Annotated in this window: 16 protein-coding genes; 13 read left to right on the top strand and 3 right to left on the bottom strand. The window is 69.1% G+C overall.

Annotated elements, in window-relative coordinates; all coding sequences use genetic code 11:
* Nucleotides 1-394: 394 nt before the first annotated feature.
* Entirely contained in the window at nt 395-2788 is a 2394-nt protein-coding gene (locus MEBOL_RS17260) for a serine/threonine-protein kinase (RefSeq protein ID WP_245919847.1), read from the top strand.
* A gap of 18 nt (nt 2789-2806) precedes the next feature.
* Nucleotides 2807-3406: a DUF938 domain-containing protein gene (locus MEBOL_RS17255; protein ID WP_095978468.1), complete on the top strand. Its 600-nt coding sequence runs from the start codon at nt 2807-2809 to the stop codon at nt 3404-3406.
* A gap of 45 nt (nt 3407-3451) precedes the next feature.
* Here MEBOL_RS17255 and MEBOL_RS17250 read toward each other — a convergent pair whose 3' ends face one another.
* Nucleotides 3452-4489, bottom strand: coding sequence for a phytoene/squalene synthase family protein (locus MEBOL_RS17250; protein WP_095978467.1), 1038 nt, complete (start codon nt 4487-4489; stop codon nt 3452-3454).
* A 555-nt stretch (nt 4490-5044) separates the two neighbouring features.
* Here MEBOL_RS17250 and MEBOL_RS17245 point away from each other — a divergent pair.
* The 7 genes from MEBOL_RS17245 (at nt 5045) to MEBOL_RS17215 (ending at nt 13856) form a co-directional block, all read left to right on the top strand.
* Nucleotides 5045-5335 (top strand): hypothetical protein, encoded by a 291-nt coding sequence (locus MEBOL_RS17245; RefSeq protein ID WP_095982833.1) that lies wholly within the window; start codon nt 5045-5047, stop codon nt 5333-5335.
* Between the two features lie 289 nt (nt 5336-5624).
* Complete coding sequence (locus tag MEBOL_RS17240) at nt 5625-7310, top strand: serine/threonine-protein kinase (RefSeq protein ID WP_095978466.1); 1686 nt, start codon at nt 5625-5627, stop codon at nt 7308-7310.
* Nucleotides 7311-7428: 118 nt separating this feature from the next.
* Nucleotides 7429-8736 carry a sigma 54-interacting transcriptional regulator gene (locus MEBOL_RS17235; protein ID WP_095978465.1) on the top strand — a complete coding sequence of 436 codons (1308 nt, stop codon included), beginning with the start codon at nt 7429-7431 and terminating at the stop codon, nt 8734-8736.
* An 81-nt stretch (nt 8737-8817) separates the two neighbouring features.
* Nucleotides 8818-9177, top strand: coding sequence for a hypothetical protein (locus tag MEBOL_RS17230; protein WP_095978464.1), 360 nt, complete (start codon nt 8818-8820; stop codon nt 9175-9177).
* Nucleotides 9178-9399: 222 nt separating this feature from the next.
* Nucleotides 9400-10356 carry a hypothetical protein gene (locus MEBOL_RS17225; RefSeq protein ID WP_095978463.1) on the top strand — a complete coding sequence of 319 codons (957 nt, stop codon included), beginning with the start codon at nt 9400-9402 and terminating at the stop codon, nt 10354-10356.
* Nucleotides 10357-10444: 88 nt separating this feature from the next.
* Nucleotides 10445-11680 (top strand): hypothetical protein, encoded by a 1236-nt coding sequence (locus MEBOL_RS17220; protein WP_095978462.1) that lies wholly within the window; start codon nt 10445-10447, stop codon nt 11678-11680.
* Nucleotides 11681-12044: 364 nt separating this feature from the next.
* Entirely contained in the window at nt 12045-13856 is a 1812-nt protein-coding gene (locus MEBOL_RS17215) for a M4 family metallopeptidase (RefSeq protein WP_095978461.1), read from the top strand.
* 166 nt (nt 13857-14022) lie between these two features.
* Here MEBOL_RS17215 and MEBOL_RS42930 read toward each other — a convergent pair whose 3' ends face one another.
* Nucleotides 14023-14214: a DNA adenine methylase gene (locus MEBOL_RS42930; protein ID WP_245919845.1), complete on the bottom strand. Its 192-nt coding sequence runs from the start codon at nt 14212-14214 to the stop codon at nt 14023-14025.
* Between the two features lie 131 nt (nt 14215-14345).
* Nucleotides 14346-14534 (bottom strand): hypothetical protein, encoded by a 189-nt coding sequence (locus tag MEBOL_RS17205; protein WP_095978460.1) that lies wholly within the window; start codon nt 14532-14534, stop codon nt 14346-14348.
* Between the two features lie 183 nt (nt 14535-14717).
* Here MEBOL_RS17205 and MEBOL_RS17200 point away from each other — a divergent pair, with 183 nt between their 5' ends.
* Genes MEBOL_RS17200 through MEBOL_RS17185 form a run of 4 tightly spaced genes read left to right on the top strand, consistent with a single transcriptional unit; the run spans nt 14718 to nt 18212 of the window.
* A complete protein-coding gene (locus MEBOL_RS17200) occupies nt 14718-16226 on the top strand; it encodes a hypothetical protein (protein ID WP_157775082.1) in 1509 nt (502 codons plus the stop codon).
* A gap of 29 nt (nt 16227-16255) precedes the next feature.
* Nucleotides 16256-16534 (top strand): hypothetical protein, encoded by a 279-nt coding sequence (locus tag MEBOL_RS17195; RefSeq protein WP_095978458.1) that lies wholly within the window; start codon nt 16256-16258, stop codon nt 16532-16534.
* Entirely contained in the window at nt 16531-17091 is a 561-nt protein-coding gene (locus MEBOL_RS17190) for a helix-turn-helix domain-containing protein (protein ID WP_095978457.1), read from the top strand. Before MEBOL_RS17195 ends, MEBOL_RS17190 begins: the two co-directional genes overlap by 4 nt.
* Complete coding sequence (locus MEBOL_RS17185; RefSeq protein ID WP_157775080.1) at nt 17088-18212, top strand: HNH endonuclease; 1125 nt, start codon at nt 17088-17090, stop codon at nt 18210-18212. The genes MEBOL_RS17190 and MEBOL_RS17185 overlap by 4 nt, the downstream gene beginning before the upstream one ends.
* The last annotated feature ends 80 nt before the right edge of the window (nt 18213-18292 follow it).

The following is an 18292-nucleotide window of genomic DNA, read 5'->3' as shown; positions in this document are numbered from 1 at the left end:
CAGCACCACCGGAAGGCGCGAAGGGGTGGAAGCGTTGCGAACCAACCCACTCCCGTTGGGATGACGGACAGTGAACGCTGGCCTCGTCCCGTGGGCTCAGCTTGCCCCACCCTCACCCACGCCCAAGGACGAGGGCTCTCCAGTTCTCCTGGAATTTTACTCTGGCTCTTGAGAATGGGAAAAAAGAGTGGAATTTCAGGGATTTCGGGGAGCCACACGTCCGTCGTGCGAGGGAGCGAGGTTTGACTGGAAAGCAGTCCAATTCCGCCCCCACGCGAAAAACGAAGGGCCGACTTCCGCCCGGAGCGGCCGGGCCTAGGGGCAAAAACGCGGGACTGGCTTCCTCGGGGGTGGGTGGGTCCTATAGGCTCGCCCACCTCGAATGTCTGGGTCGATGCGTCCCCCCGCGCCGGATGATGTGCGCGGCCGGCAGATGGGCAACTACGAGGTGCTGTGTCGCCTGTCCGCGGGAGGCATGGCGGAAATCTTCCTCGCGTCCAAGCGGGGCCTGGCCGGCTTCCACAAGCCCGTGGTGCTCAAGAAGATCCTCCCGGGCATCCAGGGCCAGGAGGAGTTCGTCCAGATGTTCCTGGACGAGGCGCGCGTCACCGCCGCCTTCAACCACCCGAACATCGCCCAGGTGTTCGACCTGGACGTGGCCGGGGACGAGCTCTTCCTCGCCATGGAGTTCGTGCCTGGCGCCACGCTCCTGGAGGTGGCCCGCGCGTGCCTGAGCGCCAAGGAGACGATGCCCGTGGGCTTCGGCCTGGCGTCCGTGCGCGACACGGCGCTCGCGCTGCACTACGCGCACACCTTCACGGACGCGCTCGGCAACCCCTCGCCCGTCATCCACCGCGACGTGGCCGAGAAGAACATCATGGTGACGTACGAGGGCGTCACCAAGCTGCTCGACTTCGGCATCGCCAAGAGCCTGATGGAGGTCAGCCGCACCCAGGTGGGCATGGTGAAGGGCACCAGCGGCTACATGTCCCCGGAGCAGATCCTCGGCGAGCCCCTGGACGCCCGGAGTGACTTGTTCAGCCTGGGCGTGGTGCTGCACGAGTGCATCACCGGCCGGCGGCTATTCCCCGGCAAGGCGCCCGCGGCGGTCGTCAACGCCGTGCTGCGCAACCCCATCCCCGAGCCCTCGCGCCTCAACAAGGAGATTCCGCCGGAGCTGGACGCCATCGTGCTCAAGGCGCTCGCCCGCAAGCGCCAGGAGCGCTACGCGAGCACGCTGGAGTTCGCCCGCGAGCTGGAGCGCGCCGTGGGCCCCCTCATCTGGCTGCCCGAGCAGAGCGGGGAGCTGTTGCGGCGGCTCTTCGCCGAGCGGCGCGAGCAGACGCGCCAGGTGCTCGCGGCCGGCCGAGCCCCCACGAGCGAGGTGAAGCTCGCGCCCTCCTCGGGGGAGAAGGAGACGGCCACTCCCGCGCCGCGCCTGCCCACCATCTCCGCGACCCCCGCCCAGGCGCCCCGGGAGCCCGTGTCCGAGGCCACGGACATCGTCCCCTACTCCCCCATCGCGAGGCCGCCAGGCGCTCCCGCCGCGGGCGAGTCTCCCCGGACCGTGTCCTCCCGGACCGTCCCCCGTCCCCCGCCTCCTCCGGAGCCCACCCGCAACGGCCCTCCCGCCGAGCCGGCCCCGGCACGCTCGCGCAGCGCCAGCCGGGTCGAGCTACCCGCGCGCGAGGAGCCGCAGGAGGAGCCGGGCCTGCGCACCGCCATCATCCGCAACCGGCGCGCGACGCCCACCCCGGAGCGCGCTCCCACCGCGGATCCTTCCAACCACACCCGGCCCATCCGCCGCCCGACCTCCAATCCCCGCACCCCGCCGCCCGCGGCCAGGTCCGCCGAGGAGGAGAACGAGCGCACCGCGCCACCGCAGGGCCGTTCCGTCCGCGCCCGTCCGGCGGTGATCGAGCAGGAGCCGCCGGACTACCCGACCGCGCCCGGCCTCCCCCCGATGGAGCGCACCCCCCCACGGGAGGAGCCCGAGGACGAGCTGCAGACCTCCGGGACCTACCCCATCGCGCCCCAGCGCTCCGGGCGGGGGCTCCGCGTCGTCATCGTCCTGCTGCTGCTCGTGATCATCGGCGGGGCCGGCATGGCCCTCCTCCAGCGAGAGAACGAGCCGGTGGCCCCCCCTCCGGCCCGGGCCGTGACCACGCCCCCCCGGCCCCCGGCCCAGACGCCTCCCACCCCCGCGCCGAGCCCCGCGCCCGCGCCCCAGGAGGCCTCCCCGGCTCCCCAGGACACCTCACCCGCTCCCCAGCAAGCCCCGGCCGAGCCCCAGCAAGCCACGGCCGAGCCCCAGGACACCCCTTCCGCTCCCCCCGACGCCGAGGCCGAGCCCCAGGAGACCTCCCCGGCTCCCCAGGACACCTCACCCGCTCCGGAAAACGACCCGGCCCCTCCTCCCGCTGACCATGGAGCCGCCGCCGCGACGCCCCCGGCTCCGGACACCGCCGTGAAGGAGTCGGCCCCTCGCGCCAAGGTCGCGGCTCCCCGTGTCCGAAAGGAGTCCACCCCCAGCGAGTCCTCCGCGGCGGCCGCCGAGTCCGTGGAGGCCCGGGGCTGGCTCACGCTCACGACGGATCAGTACGCGCGGGTGTCCCTGGGCGGCCGGGTCCTGGGTGAAACGCCCCTCTTCAAGGTGTCACTGCCCGTGGGCAAGCACACCCTGCGGGTCGTCGGGCCCGACAACAAGCCGTTGAAGCTCGCGGTGGAGATCCAGGAAGGGCAGATCACCCGGATGCCCGTGACCCTGAACACCCTCTCCCGGGAGTAGGCCCCAGGGAGGGCCCCCATGAAACGTCACGCGCCGTCCGCCGAGCGCAACCGCGAGCCGCTCCTGCCCGTCCTGCGCGAGCTGCTGCCCCCGAGCGGCACCGTGCTCGAGGTGGCCAGCGGCACGGGCCAGCACGCCCTCTTCTTCTCCCGCGCCTTTCCCCACCTCGCCTGGCAACCCACGGACGCGGACCCCGCGGCGCTCGCGAGCATCGAGGCCTGGCGCCAGGAGGAAGGTCCCCCCCTGTTGCACGCGCCCCTCGCGCTGGATGCCCGCTCCGACACCTGGCCCGTGGAGCGGGCGGACGCGATCGTGTGCATCAACATGGTGCACATCTCCCCGTGGGAGGCCTGCCAGGGGCTGCTCCGGGCCGCCGGGCGGCTGCTGCCCCCGGGCGGACGGCTCATCCTCTATGGCGCCTACTTCGTCGAGGGCGAGACTCCAGCGCCGAGCAACGTCGCCTTCGACGCCTCGCTGCGCGAGCGAGACCCCTCCTGGGGTGTGCGGGAGCTGGGCGCCGTCACCGCCGAGGCCCAGGCCCACGGCCTTTCCCGCGAGCGGGTGATTCCCATGCCCAGCCACAACCTCACCGTGGTGTTCCGCGCTCGAGGAGGGTAGGCCACGGGCCTACCCTGTCCCCAAGTTATCCACAAGTGCGGGGCCCTACGCGGGCAGGGGGGCGGTGAGGGCGGAGAAGAGCAGCTTGAGGGCGCGATCCTGGGCCACCAGCAGCTTCGTGGCCCCGAGCACCCACTTCACGGTCCGCCGGGACACCTTCACCGGCTTCTTCTCCAGCACGGCGGCGTTGCCGTTGAGCTTGCGCAGCGTCATCACCGCGAGGAACAGCGGCCACAGGCAGAAGAGGCGGATGCCGTGCTCCTCGCGGGGCAGTTGCATCACGTAGTCGAAGGCCACGCGCAGCTCGCGGTGGGCCACCGCCAGCAGCCGGGAGTGGGCCTTCATGGCCTCGCCCCGGTGGGCGGGCTCGAGCAGCGTCTCGGGCGTCAGGCCGTGCTCGGCCAGGAGCGTGCGGGGCAACCAGCAACTGCCGCGCTCCAGGTCCTCGCGCACGTCCTTGAGGATGTTGGTGAGCTGCAGCGCGTTGCCGAACGCCACCGAGCGCGGCTCGAGCCGGGCCGCTCGCCGGGCCACCTCGGGCGAGTACCACTGGAAGAGCCGGGTGAGCATTTCCCCCACGGTGCCCGCCACGTAGTAGCAGTATTCGATCGTCTCCTCGAGGCTCGCCAGTCCCAGGCCTCCCGCGAGCGCGCGGCCCTTGGCGCCCATGCGGCCCATGCCCTCGGACATCGTGCGCACGCAGACGGCCACGTGCTCGCGCACCGGCACCGGGTGCGTCGCGAGCGCGCGAAGCACCTGGGGCACGCCCTCCACCAGACGCACCTCGGCCTCGGGGGCCTGGGCGCGCAACACCCGCGCGGCCTGCTCGGTGAAGCGCAGCGCATCCGCTTCCCACCCCTCGGGCAGGGTGCACAGGCGCGCGAACTCCGCGAGCAGCACCTCGCTCGTGGGGCCATGGGCCTCGTCCTCCAGCGTGTCGGCGACGCGGCACAGCAGGTAGGCCACCGTCACCGCCGTGTCCAAGGGAGGAGGCAACACGGGGATGTTCAACGCGAAGGTGCGCGACACCGCCGGCAGCACGTCACGGCAGAAGGTGAGGGCGGAAGAGGGGTCCGGCGGCATGGTCGGCGCGAGGTGCTCTGACGAGTTGCCCCTGGAAGCAGGGACCTGATGCGTACTATGAGAGGCCCCGTCGTACGGCCGGGAGCCATGGGGGGGACTCAACTCCAAGGGCGATCCTCCCCGTGGCTCCTGGTTTCCTCCACGCGTGGGCTCACGCTCCCAGGCCGACAACCGTCCATCGATCTCCCGGGCTCGCGTCACGAGAGGCGTGAATTACTCCACCCGGAAGGCCGGTGCACGCACTCCGTGCGTCCGCCCACCGCTTCACCCGCAGTGCTCGCTTCCAGCACGACCAGGCGGAGGAGCCTTCCGTCCTCCTCCAAGGCCCAGGGCCGCGTCGTGACGCCCCCGAGGTGGCTCTCCCCACCCTCGCGGCCGCTCCGGCGCGCCACGGCCCCTTCGCGGCCCTTCCAAGGGCTTCCCGTAAGCCCTCCGCCCGTTCCCCCGCCCGCTCCCGGTTCCCTGACATTTCTACGGAACCCAGGCCCCTGGCGCATCCAACCCCTTGAAATCATGGGCTCCTCTCCGGGTACGCTTCTGGCAGTCCCCTCCGTCATGGCTTTCCATCAATCCACGATTCAGGAGCGGGAGCAGGCGCAGGCGTTCACGGTCTACATCCCGGCCGCCTTGCAGAGCGAGTTGGAGGGGCTGCGTCCGGACACGCGGCACACGCTGGTGGGGGAGCTCTTCCGGCTCGCGGCCCAGTCCGCCCGGGAGCGGGGACTCCTGCCTCGCTTCGGCCCCGTCACCCTGGAGTTCATGCTGGCCGGGTGCGACGTGACGCTCGAGCTGGATGCGGCCAGCTCCCGCCTCACCCTGGTGGCCCTGCGCGACGGCTGGCACTGATTCCGCGGGGCGGTTGTCCACAGTCCGGGGTTGTCCCCAGGCCCCACTGTTTCTGTACTGAGTGAAGAGTGATCTTGATCTATTAGGGGTAACAGCAGGGGGTGTGGACTTGTGGAAAAGTCAGTAACCCCCCGCAACCGTTGGGCTTTCGCGGATATGCTACATGTGGGGAAGTTGGAGCTTTTCCCCCGCCATCCACAGGCTGGGGATCAGCCGGGGACTTGTCCACAGGGACTCGGGGGTCCATCCACAGGCCGTCCACAGGGGGTGTGGGCTATGCTCCGCGCCCATGTCCGACCCGTCCCGGGGCTCCCCGTTCACCTCCACTGACTTCACTGATCCGCATCGGGGCTCGCGCATCGGACGCTACCAGGTGATCTCCCAACTGTCGGTGGGAGGCATGGCGGAGCTCTTCCTGGGCTTCACCTCGGGGCCGGGCGGCTTTCGCAAGTACGCGGCTATCAAGCGCATCCTCCCGGACGCGCGCAGTGACGAGCAGTTCGAGCGGATGTTCCTGGACGAGGCGCGCATCACCGCGGCGCTCAACCATCCGAACATCGGCCAGGTGTTCGAGCTGGGGCAGGACGCGGAAGGCCTGTTCCTGGCCATGGAATTCATCGCGGGGCAGAACCTGGCGCAGGTGATCAGCGTATGTGGCCGGAGCCAGACGCCCCTGCCCCTGGGCTTCGGCCTGTCGGTGGTGCGCGACATCTGCCTCGCGCTGCACTCCGCGCACGCCTTCACCACGCCCGGGGGCAAGCCCTTCCCCGTCATCCACCGGGACGTGGCGCACAAGAACGTGATGGTGACGTACCAGGGCGAGGTGAAGCTGCTGGACTTCGGCATCGCCAAGGCCCGCGGTGGCGCGTCGCACACCCAGGCCGGCATGGTGAAGGGCACCACCGGCTACATGTCCCCGGAGCAGGTGCGCGGCGATCCGCTCGATGGCCGGAGCGATCTCTTCGCGGCCGGGGTGATGCTGCACGAGCTCATCACCGGCGAGCGCCTCTTCTCGGGCAACTCGGAGGTCCAGGAGATGCAGATGATCCTGGACGCGGAGATTCCCGAACCCGTGTGCCGCACGGAGGCGATGCCCCCGGGGCTGGCCGGAGTGGTGCTCAAGGCGCTCTCGCGTCCGCGCGAGGGGCGCTACGCGAATGGCCGGGAGATGGCGCGGGCCATCGAGGCCGCCGCGGGCGGGCGGCTCTTCGACGCCGAGCAGCGGGCGGCCTTCATGGCCGAGCACTTCCAGAAGCAGAAGGAGAACACGCTTCGCCTCCTGGAGAGCGCGGACGAAATCCCCGACGCGCCCGAGGCGTTGGGCGGCGCTCCCGTGGCCAAGACGGAGCCGAGGCCCGTCGCGGCCCCCCGTCGCAAGCCCGTGGCGGCGTCGAACGAGACTTCACAGGGCGTGATGACCACGGGGCGCCGGGTGCCCACCCGGGAGCAGCCCGTGGTGGTTGCTCCCCCACCCAGGTCCTCGGACAAGCCCTCCGGGAAGGGCGGTCCGGCGGTGGCGAAGGTGCTCCTGTTCCTGCTCGTGGCCGGAGGCCTGGGGCTCGCCGCGGTGGGGCTCATGGAGGTGGATCGCTCGGGCGTGGACGTGGCGACCCGGCTGACCCCGGAAGAGCTCTCCCCCATCACCCCCATCGATCCGCCGCGCGGGAAGGAGCCCGCCGAGTCCGCGCCCAAGGCCCCGGTGGAGGAACCCCCGGAGCGGCCCGACGCCGACGAGCCCCCCGCCCGCACGGGCAAGCAGGGCTGGCTCACGCTCGTCGTGCTGCCCGAGGCCGAGGTGACGCTCAATGGGCGCTCGTTGGGCAAGACGCCGCTGTTCAAGGTCCAGGTGCCCGCGGGTCAGCACCGCCTGCGCATCAAGGGCGCGGACGGCAAACGGCGCGAGCTGTCGGTGCCCATCGCCGCGGGCAAGACGGCCCAGTTCAAGCTCGCCCTGACGGACATTCCCGAGCGCTGAGTCCGGGCCCCCTTCCGCCCCCCGCGACTCGGGTGCCACCGGCGCGGGAAGCGTGCTAGCGTGCCGGGCCGTGGCGTCTTACGACGATGAAGAAGGAGCGGACGCAACGGCGACCCTGATGCGCTCGGGTCCAGGCCGCATCCGCATGAAGCTGCTCGTGCTCTCGGGCTCCAGCGGGGGCCGCTCGTTCTCGCTCGACCAGAAGGAGTACGTCGTGGGCAAGGCGCCCACCTGCGACATCATCCTGGAGGACAAGACCATCTCGCGGCAGCACCTCAAGCTCGAGGTGCATGACGAGCACGTCCTCGCGGTGGACATGGACTCGCGCAACGGCTCGTTCTGCGAGGGCATGCGCTTTTCCCAGCTGGAGCTGAGGCCCGGCAGCGTCGTCACCCTGGGCACCACCGAGCTCAAGCTCGTGCCCGAGGACACCCGCGAGCGCTCCATGGTGCTCTCCGGGCGCGATCACTTCGGCGCCCTGGTGGGCAGCAGCCGCAAGATGCGCGAGGTCTTCACCCTGCTCGAGCGCATGGCGCCGGGCGGCTCGGACGTGCTCATCCAGGGCGAGACGGGCACGGGCAAGGAGCTGTGCGCGGAGGCGCTGCACAACGAGAGCAAGCGCGCCAAGGGCCCCTTCATCATCGTGGACCTGGCGGGCATCGCCCCCTCGCTCATCGAGTCGGAGCTGTTCGGCCACGTGAAGGGCGCCTTCACCGGGGCCCAGACGGATCGGGCCGGGGCCTTCGAGCGCGCCGCGGGTGGCACCGTCTTCCTGGACGAGGTGGGCGAGCTGCCCCTGGATCTGCAGCCGCGCCTGCTGCGCGTGCTGGAGCGCCGGCAGGTCAAGCGCGTGGGCGCCAACGACTACCGCACGGTGGACATGCGCGTGGTGGCGGCCACGCACGTGGACCTGGAGGGCGCGGTCAAGGCGAACAAGTTCCGCCGCGACCTCTTCCACCGGCTCGCGGTGCTGCGCGTCACCCTGCCCGCCCTGCGCGAGCGCCCCGAGGACATTCCCCTGCTCATCGACACCGTGCTCGGCCGCATGGGCCGGCCCCCGAGCGCCCTGTCCGACCAGACGCGCGCCCTGCTCAGCCAGTACCCGTGGCCGGGCAACGTGCGCGAACTGCGCAACGTGGTGGAGCAGGTGGTGAACCTGGGCGAGGAAGCCCTGCCGGAATTGCCTCCCCTGCCCGGCGGCGAGCTGTCCTCGAGCGGTGGGAGCACGGGCGCCGTGTTGGATCTGCCCTTCAAGGACGCCAAGGAGCGGCTCATCGAGGGCTTCGAGCGCGACTACCTCAAGGGTCTGCTCGAGCGCTGCGAGGGCAACATCTCCCGCGCCTCGCGCGAGGCCGGCATCGATCGCGTCTACCTGCGCAAGCTCCTGCGCAAGCACGGCCTGGACAGCGGCGGCGACAGCGCCTGAGCGCGGGATGTCGAGCCCGGGATACCTCGTGGTATAGGGTGGCTTCGCATCCCCACCCACCCGCCACGAGGAACCGCCGCCATGTCCAACGACAGCACCCCCGCGCAGACCCAGAGCCAGACCTCCTCCCAGGGCGCTCCGCCGGACAAGCTGGCGTTGCTGCGCCAGATGGAGGCGATGATGAGCACCTTCGCGCAGATCGTGAAGCTCATCGCCCCCCAGGCGGCCGAGGCGGCTCCGGCGGCTCCCTCCCAGGCCGCGGACACCAGCAGCAAGACGGTGCAGGCCAGCCGCGTCCTGCTCGAGTCCGCCGACAAGCTCAAGGAGCTGCTCAACCGCCCCGAGGGCACGGACCTCAAGGAGACGGCGCAGAAGCTCGGGCAGATCGTCGAGGAGACCTCCAGCCGCATCGACGCGCTGATCGGCCAGAAGGTCGGCTGAGCCCCCCGAGCGGTGGTGACTCCCGTCACCGGGTGATGACTCCCGTCACCAGGGCTCGGAGGGGTTTCGACGCACCGCGCTCTCCTGAGAAGTGCTCCCGGGTCATGTTTTCGCCTACTTAGGAGCTGATGTAGGCCTCATGTAGGCACATGAAGGCGGTATGTAGCTCCCTGGATTACCTTTTGCAGGGTGGAAGTGCGCACCCATCGCACAGAGGTATCCATGGACCTCCAACTCGCATACACGGCCATTCCCCGGCGCACGGCGGGTTTCCGGCTGGTCAGCGAGCCCCGCCCGGAGCTGCTCCAGGGCAAGGGCGTGCCCCGGGAGGCGGACAAGGCGGCGGTGGGCCCGGCGCCGAAGCCCGCGCCCGGAAGGGCCGTGGGCAAGAAGGCCGCCCCGGCCCCCGTTGTCCGGGACGAGCCCGAGGGCCGCAGGCGCCTGCGCGCCGCCATCATGGACCGGTTGGGCCGCGACATGGCGGATGTGCTCCAGCGGCTCGACGGCTTCCTGACGAGCGCGAACACGAGCCGCTCGGGCATCGTCAACCTGTCGCTGGTGCTCAGCGAGAGCTTCGTCGCCCAGGAGTTGTGGAAGGAGCCGCGGCGCTCGCCCGAGGCCCGTGCCCGCCTCGAGCACGCGCTCGGCCTGGGTCCCCAGACGGATCCCGCCACGCTGGTGCGCACGCTCGTCACCGAGGTGCACCAGGCCTTCGGGGACTTCCGCGAGAGCCGCCCGGGCCTCGAGGCGCGCCAGCGCTACGAGGACATGCTCGCCCGCTATGAGCGGTGCGGCGTGGTGCTCGTCATGGCCGGCCACGACAGCGGCCCCATGCACGACGAGCTCCAGCGCCTGGGCGTGACGGCGGAGCCGGACTTCACCCGCTCCCTGCTGCTCGACGAGCGCGTGCTCGCGGTGGGCCCTGGCTCCGCGCGCGGGGCGCCCTCCCAGGTGATGGTGGCGGGCCTGAGCACCACCCAGCTCGGCATGGTCGTCGCCCAGCTGCGCCAGCTCAATCCCCGGCTCACCAACCGACAGCTTCGCCACGTGCTCGCCACGGTGCTCAACGAGGTGCGCGCCGAGCAGCCTCGCACCCTCGGCCGCGCCCAGGTCGAGCGCCTCCAGGAACTCGCGCGCCAGCTGCTCAGACTCCAGGTGACGGGCTACCTCTGCGCGTGAAGGCCCTCCCGGATGAGTCCGGCTCCCACATGGACCCCCCCTTGCAGATGGGTGTAGAAGAACAGTCTCACGCAAGGGGTTCACCATCATGAGCGTCCGGTTGGGACAGCCGGCACCGGGCATCGCGCCGCGGCCGCAGCAGCAGCAGCAGCAGGCGCTGACGAACAACCCCAAGCTTCGCGACGATCCCCGCGCCAAGGACACCGGCAAGGGCTCGTCCTCCTCGGGCAAGGCGGGTGACTCGGGAGACAAGGGCGTCTCCGGCGGTGGCAAGGGCGGCGCCAAGGCGCTGCGCAACCGCGACGGGATGGACACGGGCGGCCAGGTCGGCTCCTACACCGGGGGCGGCTACGGCGGTATCGAGGAGAACACCAACGCCCGCTTCAAGTCGCCCGCCGGCCGCGCCGGTGCCCAGGGCCAGCACAACGCCCTCTCGGGCTATCCCCAGTCCCAGGGCGGTCCCCAGGCGCAGCACCTGCGCGAGTCCCCGTCCGCCGCGCAGTTGGATCTGCCGCGCGAGCAGCAGCGCGCGGGGGGTGAGCGCGAGCAGTCCGCCAACGCCGCTCGTCAGGCGCTCGAGGGCCGCGCGAAGCTGCGCGCCGCGGTGTTGGATCGCCTGCTGCACGGCATGAAGGACGTGCACGGGCGCCTGGCCAAGTTCCTCAAGAACCCGGGCCGCCTGGGCGTGGTCAACCTGTCGCTGGTGCTCAGCGAGAGCTCCATCACCTACGAGCTGTGGAAGGAGCCCAGCGGTGTCCCCGAGCGCCGCGCCCGCATGGCCCAGACGCTGGGCGTGCCTCCGGAGCTCAGCGACGCCATGCTCCTGCGGGCGCTGATGACCGAGGTGCACGAGTGCTTCGAGGAGTTCATGGCGAGCCGGCCCGGCCGGGAGATCCGCGCGGAGTATGAAGAAGTCCTCGCGGGCTACGAGGCCGTGGGCGTGCTGCCCGTGATGCCGGGCTTCGACACCGGCCCCATGCAGGCGGAACTCACCCGGGTGGGCCTGCCCCACGACAAGGACTTCGCCCGCTCCATCCTCATCGATCCGCAGATCCTCGCGGTGGGCATCAGCCCGGATGACGGCGTGGAACCCCAGGTCATGGTGGCCGGCCTCTCCGTGGCCCAGCTGGGCACCATCATCGCCCAGCTGCGCCGCCTCAACCCCCGGCTCACCAACCGCCAGGTGCTCAACCTGATGATGCTGGCCTCCACGGACATCAAGAAGGCCATGCGCAAGGCGCTCGGCCAGTCCGAGGTGGATGGCGTCCAGGAAATGGCGCGCCAGCTGCTGCGCCTCCAGGCCGTGGAACTGCTCTACCCCTGAGCGCGAATCTGGACGCCGCCGCCCCGCGTGGTACCAGGACGGAGCGCGTGATGACCCGGCCCCTCGAGGCCCGGGACTCCGCCGCTCCGCCTCTCGCACGGCCCGTTCCGCTCTCCCCCCGTGGTGACTTCAGTCACCAGGCGGTGACTCCCCTCACCAGGGCGCTTTCCTCGGAGGCTTCGCCGCGCCCGGTGACTCCCGTCACCACGTCTCTCCTTCTCACCTGTCTCACCACAGTGAAATCAAGGACTTGGAGCGCAGTGCGCAGGAGGCGGCATATGGCACACATCATGCTCTATGTAGCGCACATCAACCACACAAGGTGACCCCCCTCCCACCTTGTCTCCTTCGAAAGCCCTCTGCCATGCAGATCTCCAACAAGAACCCGGTTTCCGCTCCCGTCGTCTCCACCCCCGCCGCTCCCGCCGCCGCGGAGACCCCGGCCGCGGCCCCGCAGGCGCAGGCCCCCGCCACCACGGGCTTCAGCAAGGACTCCAGCTTCACCCCGGCCGCCGCCAACGTCGCCTCGGCTGCCCGCGCCACCGGCCCCCTGTCCCTGCGGAGCGCCGAGGCCCAGACGGCCATCCAGAAGTCGGTGGACTTCCTGCAGCAGAACAGCCCCACCCAGCGCGGCATCGTCCCCAGCACGCCGGTGTCCGCTGCCCTCACGCCCAAGCAGGTCTTCAAGGACGAGCTGGGCATGACGCACGTGCGCATGGACCGCACCCACGAGGGCGTGAAGGTCTTCGGTGAGCAGGTCATCAGCCACCTGGACAAGGACGGCAAGGTGGCGGACGTGACGGGCTCGGTGTCCCACGTGCCCGCGGGCCTGGGCGCCTCGCCCGTGAAGCTCACCGCGCAGGACGCGCTGGCCGTGGCCCAGAAGTCCTTCGGCGCCGAGACCTCGCGCGCGCCCTCCTCCGAGCGCGTCATCGTCCAGGGCCAGGACGGCCAGTACCACTCCGCCTACCACGTGCAGCTCGACAAGACGACGGACCTCAAGGCGAACGAGGCCCCCCGCCGCATGAACTACTTCGTGGACGCCAACAGCGGGCAGATCCTCGAGAGCTTCGACCAGATGGGTGGCCTCGCCGAGGACGCGAAGCGGCTCCAGGAGCTCGGCTCCAAGGCCTCGCCCTCCACCCCCAGCACCCCGTCCACCCCCACGACGCCCGGCGGCCCCTCCCTGCCCACCACGGGCAAGGCCGATGACACCTCGCTCTACAGCGGCAAGGTGGACCTCTCCACCACGAAGAAGGCGGACGGCACCTACACCCTCGAGGACACCACCCGCGGCGATGGCGTGGTGACCTACGACGGCCAGAACAAGGCGCGCCCGAGCGGCCAGACGCCGTTCACCGACGCGAACGACGTGTGGGGCGAGGCCACGGACAACGAGCGCACCAAGGCGGCGGTGGACGCGCACTACGGCGCCGAGATGACGTACGACTTCCTCAAGGACGTGCTCGGCCGCAACTCGCTGGATGACAAGGGCGAGAAGCTCGTGTCCTACGTCCACGTGGACAAGAACCTCGTCAACGCCTTCTGGGATGGCGAGAAGATGAGCTACGGCGATGGCAACGGCAAGGACGCCGGCCCGCTCACCACGCTGGACATCGCGGGCCATGAGATCGCCCACGGCCTGACCGAGCGCACCGCGGGCCTCGTGTACCGGGGTGAGTCCGGCGGCCTCAACGAGGCATTCAGCGACATCATGGGCACGGGCGTGGAGTGGTACGCCTCGCAGAAGAACCCCAACGTGAAGTTCGACTGGAGCATGGGCGAGGACGCCTGGCAGCCCGGCAACACCACGGGCGAGGCGCTGCGCTACATGAACGACCCGACCAAGGACGGCTACTCCATCGACAACTACAAGAACTACCCGAAGCAGACGGAGGTGCACGGCTCCAGCGGCATCGCCAACAACGCCTTCTATCTGCTGACCGAGGGCGGGAAGAACCGCACGTCGGGCCTGGAGGTGAAGGACGGCATCGGCATGGACAAGAGCCTGAAGATCTTCGGCCGCGCCCTGACGACGTACATGACGCCCAACACCACGTTCGCCCAGGCGCGCGAGGCCACCATCAAGGCCGCCACGGACCTGCACGGCGCCGACTCGGTGGAGGTCCAGAAGGTGAAGGACGCCTGGACCGCCGTGGGCGTGGTGAGCAAGTAAATCCAGACACGACGAGGGCCTGGAACCGGTGAATGGCTCCAGGCCCCGCGCCTCACATCACTTGCACACGTTGCTTGTTGGTGATGTCCGCGACGGTGCCGCCGCAGCCGGAGAGTCCCACCACGCCCGCCACCATCAGTCCGAGATTCATTTTCATGGGCGGGAGTTAGGGGCGGAGACAGGGCATCTTCCGCAGTCGCTCCACCTGCTCGGGGGTGAGCTTTTTCAAGAGCTGGTAGGCCTCGGCGATCTCCGGGTCCGCATCGTTGAGGACCTCGACCTCGGAGGGCTCCTTGGCGAAGAGGACGGCGGCGCTGCCGACGAAGGGTTCGACGTAGGTCTTGTGCGCCGGGAGCATGGCCACGAGACGGTTGGCGAGGCGCTTCTTGCCCGCAGGTGAGCCCCAGATGTCTTCTCGACCTCCGTCTCGCCCCGGCTCGCGGCGAGCACTCGGCGGGCGTAGGAGATGGCAGCCTCGCTTCGGTCACGTCACGCATCGCGAAACGTTTCTGGGTCGGAGCCCCAGACCGGGTCCTTCGTCGTCGGCGCATTCATGTCGCGCGGCCTGACCACGGGCTCATCCCTCTTCTGCTCGCGCGAAGCCGCGGACGGAGCCTTCTCGGCGCTCTGGTCGAGAGCCGGGCTCTTGGGCTCGCGCGGCTTGGCAGTCTCGGGCATGCGTCGGCCTCCGCTGGGGGCAGCCGCCCGCACGCGGAGGGGACAACCCCGCAGAAACACATCGTGGACCGGAGCTGCTATCCGCTGGTATAGTGTATAGTGTCCATTATAGTTGACATTACGTTCTGGGCCGGTCATTGTTGGTAGGCGAGGTTGCCCATGCCCAACGAACCGAGGTCACGCATGCCCGACGAACCGAAGCCGAAGGGTCGAACAGACAGCACGGCAGCAGTAGGCAGTGCGGTTGCCGCCGCGAACGTCGTTCATCCAATCGTCACCGCCGGTGCGGTGACGGACCCCGGGGTGCTCGACCAGGGCCGCGTTTTCGCAGAAGCGCTCAACCAGACGCGCCCTATCGCTGCCCCAGGCAGTGCCGACGCGCTCCGAATCGCGAACATGGTTCGTGACGGGACGGCGAGGCCGAATGGCCTAACCCAGACGGCTGCCGAGCGAATGGTGACCTCGGGCCGGTCTCTGGATTCGTTCACCAATGGGGCCAACCCCGGTGGCAAGGCATCAGAAGTCGTCGCTGTGTCGGATTACCGAGCCCTCCACGCTGGGCATGAGACGGGCATCGTCAACCCGCCCGAGCACGTCGCGGCGAACGTTCGAGACATCCGCCTCGCGCCCGACTCTTCGAGTCGCAAGGACATCGTCTTCGCCTTCGACACCAAAAACGGCGAGGTGGTGTGGAAGTACAACGGGCAGGTGAAGACCGGTGGTCCGCGCTACGTCGCGGACACGCTTGTCGAGATGGTGAAGAATCCCGGCTGCGGCAAGGTCGGCTATGTCGACGCACGCTACGTCAACGCGGATGGGACACCCCGTGTTGCGCCCGGCGCCTTCGCGGAGGGCCATGCGCGCCGCCTTCAGGAAGCTAAGGTCCGTCTGCGCGGGATTCCGAACCTGGAGAAACGGGCTGAGCAGTTGATGGCGAACATCAAGGCTGACAGGGTCGACGGCCTCGGCCCCGTTGCCCGCCAGGAACTGCAGCAACTGCGCGACGACATCACCTCCGCGTACAGGGCGAGGGGTGTCATTGGCCGCATCGGCGGCGGCGCCGCGATCGCCGCCGCGTCGGCGGCCGTCGTGTCCCTCGTTGTGCAACTCGCGACCGAGGGGAAGGTCGACGCGAGGACCGTCGGCAAGGCTGCTGGCACCGGGACGATCTTCGGTGCTGGAGGTGCAGCGACCGACGCCGGTCTCTACCACCTGGGCACCAAGGCGCTCGAGATGGCGCCGGAAGTTGCAAAGGAGTTCGCCAAGCAGGGCGTCGCGGTCGGCTTCTGCGTGCTCGCTGTGGGCACTGACCTTCTCTCGGAGATCCGTGCTGCTCGACGTGGGGAAGTGACGGTGGCTGGCGCCATTGGAGGAACCGCCGCGAAGACCGCATTGGACCTGCTCCCTCTCGTGATGGCGCCGCTTGGCCTCGTTGGCCTTCCCGTTCTCGTCGGGGCCCAAGTTGGTGGTCGCTGGCTCATCGGAAAGGCGCGCGAGGCGGACCATGTGCTCGAGCAGGCGATCGCGGCGGACATGACACTCGCCGAGAACCTCTCGGGGCGGATGAGCGAGTTCACCAAGGTCGTCGAGGACGTGACCGCTGACTGTTCGGCCACCGACACCCTCTTCAACGAGGTCATGGGCAGCGCTCTGCCCGTGGCGCACCCGACCCTGCGTCTGGTGAAGAACTGATCAACGACCCAACAAACAAGAGAACGATCATGAACCCCATCGTCTTTTGGCGCATCGTGGCAGCAGTCGGATCTCTTCTCGGGATCGGCGGTACGGCGTACGGTGTCGACCAGCACCAGAAGCGGAAGAAGGAGCAGGCTGCGAACCGTGCTCGCCTGCAGCAGCTTGAGGCCGAGCTTGCCACCAAGGAGCAGCAGCTCGCTTCACTCCGCGCTTTCCTCGGGGACAAGAACGAGCAGGTACGCATTCTCGTCGCCGAAGTCGCGAGTCTGCGTAGCGCCGCTAACGACATGAGGCGCTCGGCATGACGGATCGCGCTCCTGACTCGGCGCCCCTGTCCCTGCCGCTCGAAGAGGTGCGAGATACGCTCGCTCGCAACCTCTCGGCGGCGCGTAGCGCCCTTGGGCTGTCCCAAGACCAACTCGCCGCCGCTGGTGGCGTTTCGCGGGCGACGATCAACCAGCTTGAGGGGGCCGAAGGAGACCCTCGACTCTCGACGCTGGTCGGCCTCTCCGCCGCGCTCGGTGTCTCCCCCGTGTTCCTCTTGCTCGGCCGAGACGAGCTCGATGCGATCGCCAAGGCGCCGGGTAGCAAGGAAGCCAAGAAGGTTCAGGCCTATCTGACGCCGGAGGAACTGGACACGATGCGCCGGCTTCTGCGGTCTGGCGTGGCCAAGAACCGGGCGAAGGCCGTCGCGATAGGATCAATGGCCGCCGTCACCGCAGGTGTGACCGCCGGATCGCTCGCAGCAGCGGCGATCGGAACGGCGCTCTTGCCGGGGATCGGAACGGCCATCGGGGCTGCATTCGCTGCCTCCTGGCTAGCGCGGAAGAAGGCCGAGGAAGCGAAGGACGACGACGAGTGAGCACGCCATCTCCTGACACCATCACGTGCATCTACTGCCGCCAGGTGCGCGGGCCGACGCGGGAGCACGTCCTTCCTCGATCGCTCGGAGGCGACTTTGTCCAGCCCATCCTCTGCGGGGACTGCAACTCCCGGCGGCTCTCCCCGTTGGACCAAGCACTGGCGGAACGGTCGTTGGTGGCTCTCTCGCGGATCGGCTTCACGCCGGAGGCTGCGTTCGACGTGCGACTTGGCGGCGATCATTTCGTCAAAGACGAAGCCACGGGGCTCATGATCGACGTGGCCCTCACGAACGAGGTGCGCCCCGTGGTTATGCCGCAGGTCCACGTCGCGCCAGATGGCAGTCTCGCGAGGGTCTGCATCCTTACAGCCGACACCGACTCCCTGAAGCGCCTTGATGCCTTCATCGTGAGGCAGATCAATGCCGGTCGTCTCTCCAAGATGTACGTCAAGCTCGGTCCCAGCAACGCTGGTCCCTATGCGCGCCTTGTGATGCACCGCGAGAACGACGGCTACCTCCGGGCCCAGACGGCCGAGGACGCCCAGCAACTCGTGGCGATCCTCCAAGCGAACTGGCAGGCAGCGTACGCACAGCATGCTTCTCGTGTGGCAAGTGGCGAGGCGATTGCCGAGGGGCAATCGATTCTCAACCCATCGGTTCACGTCAACATGTCGTACTGCCCCGACGACGTGAACAGAGCTATTGCCAAGATCGTTCTCAACGTCCTGGCTGCTCGCGTCGGCTCCCAGTTCGCGCTTGCACCCGAGTTCGACGAGTTGCGTTGCTACATCTTGGGCGAAGACATCCGCCATCCCGAACGCCTCGCACCGGACCAAGTTGCGGTCGACTCCAGGTTCGTATTGCAGCTTCCCCACGACACGCAGCCGATCGTCCCGACAGACGAACACGCGGTCACGCTCTACTATGTCCCGTCCTCGCTATACGGCTGGGTGACGCTCTACAGATCGCACAACTTCATCGTGAAGCTCGGAGAAATCGCGCTCTCGGAGAACCTCTTCGTCGTCCACGAATTCTCATCGATTCGTCGTGGAAACGAGGCGCTCGATATCTCGGAGATCTACAAGCGGATTCGAGCTGTTCGCCAAGATGGCCAGGAGTAGCCCTCACACTATCGCGAGCGTCGTGGTGCGGCAGAGGCCATGGTACGGCGGGAACCCGATGCCAACCTCCCGGAGAGCCA

The sequence above is a fragment of the Melittangium boletus DSM 14713 genome (genome assembly GCF_002305855.1).
GTDB lineage: Bacteria > Myxococcota > Myxococcia > Myxococcales > Myxococcaceae > Cystobacter > Cystobacter boletus.
This window is presented reverse-complemented; position numbering and strand designations above follow the sequence as displayed.

What these genes read in the sequence shown, in the direction of transcription:
- MEBOL_RS17195 (WP_095978458.1), top strand. Translation starts at nt 16,256, where the DNA reads ATGAACCCCATCGTCTTTTGGCGCATCGTGGCAGCAGTCGGATCTCTT.
- MEBOL_RS17190 (WP_095978457.1), top strand. Translation starts at nt 16,531, where the DNA reads ATGACGGATCGCGCTCCTGACTCGGCGCCCCTGTCCCTGCCGCTCGAA.
- MEBOL_RS42930 (WP_245919845.1), bottom strand. Translation starts at nt 14,214, where the DNA reads ATGCTCCCGGCGCACAAGACCTACGTCGAACCCTTCGTCGGCAGCGCC.
- MEBOL_RS17200 (WP_157775082.1), top strand. Translation starts at nt 14,718, where the DNA reads ATGCCCGACGAACCGAAGCCGAAGGGTCGAACAGACAGCACGGCAGCA.
- MEBOL_RS17255 (WP_095978468.1), top strand. Translation starts at nt 2,807, where the DNA reads ATGAAACGTCACGCGCCGTCCGCCGAGCGCAACCGCGAGCCGCTCCTG.
- MEBOL_RS17235 (WP_095978465.1), top strand. Translation starts at nt 7,429, where the DNA reads ATGCGCTCGGGTCCAGGCCGCATCCGCATGAAGCTGCTCGTGCTCTCG.
- MEBOL_RS17260 (WP_245919847.1), top strand. Translation starts at nt 395, where the DNA reads ATGCGTCCCCCCGCGCCGGATGATGTGCGCGGCCGGCAGATGGGCAAC.
- MEBOL_RS17205 (WP_095978460.1), bottom strand. Translation starts at nt 14,534, where the DNA reads ATGCCCGAGACTGCCAAGCCGCGCGAGCCCAAGAGCCCGGCTCTCGAC.
- MEBOL_RS17240 (WP_095978466.1), top strand. Translation starts at nt 5,625, where the DNA reads ATGTCCGACCCGTCCCGGGGCTCCCCGTTCACCTCCACTGACTTCACT.
- MEBOL_RS17225 (WP_095978463.1), top strand. Translation starts at nt 9,400, where the DNA reads ATGGACCTCCAACTCGCATACACGGCCATTCCCCGGCGCACGGCGGGT.
- MEBOL_RS17245 (WP_095982833.1), top strand. Translation starts at nt 5,045, where the DNA reads ATGGCTTTCCATCAATCCACGATTCAGGAGCGGGAGCAGGCGCAGGCG.
- MEBOL_RS17220 (WP_095978462.1), top strand. Translation starts at nt 10,445, where the DNA reads ATGAGCGTCCGGTTGGGACAGCCGGCACCGGGCATCGCGCCGCGGCCG.
- MEBOL_RS17215 (WP_095978461.1), top strand. Translation starts at nt 12,045, where the DNA reads ATGCAGATCTCCAACAAGAACCCGGTTTCCGCTCCCGTCGTCTCCACC.
- MEBOL_RS17250 (WP_095978467.1), bottom strand. Translation starts at nt 4,489, where the DNA reads ATGCCGCCGGACCCCTCTTCCGCCCTCACCTTCTGCCGTGACGTGCTG.
- MEBOL_RS17230 (WP_095978464.1), top strand. Translation starts at nt 8,818, where the DNA reads ATGTCCAACGACAGCACCCCCGCGCAGACCCAGAGCCAGACCTCCTCC.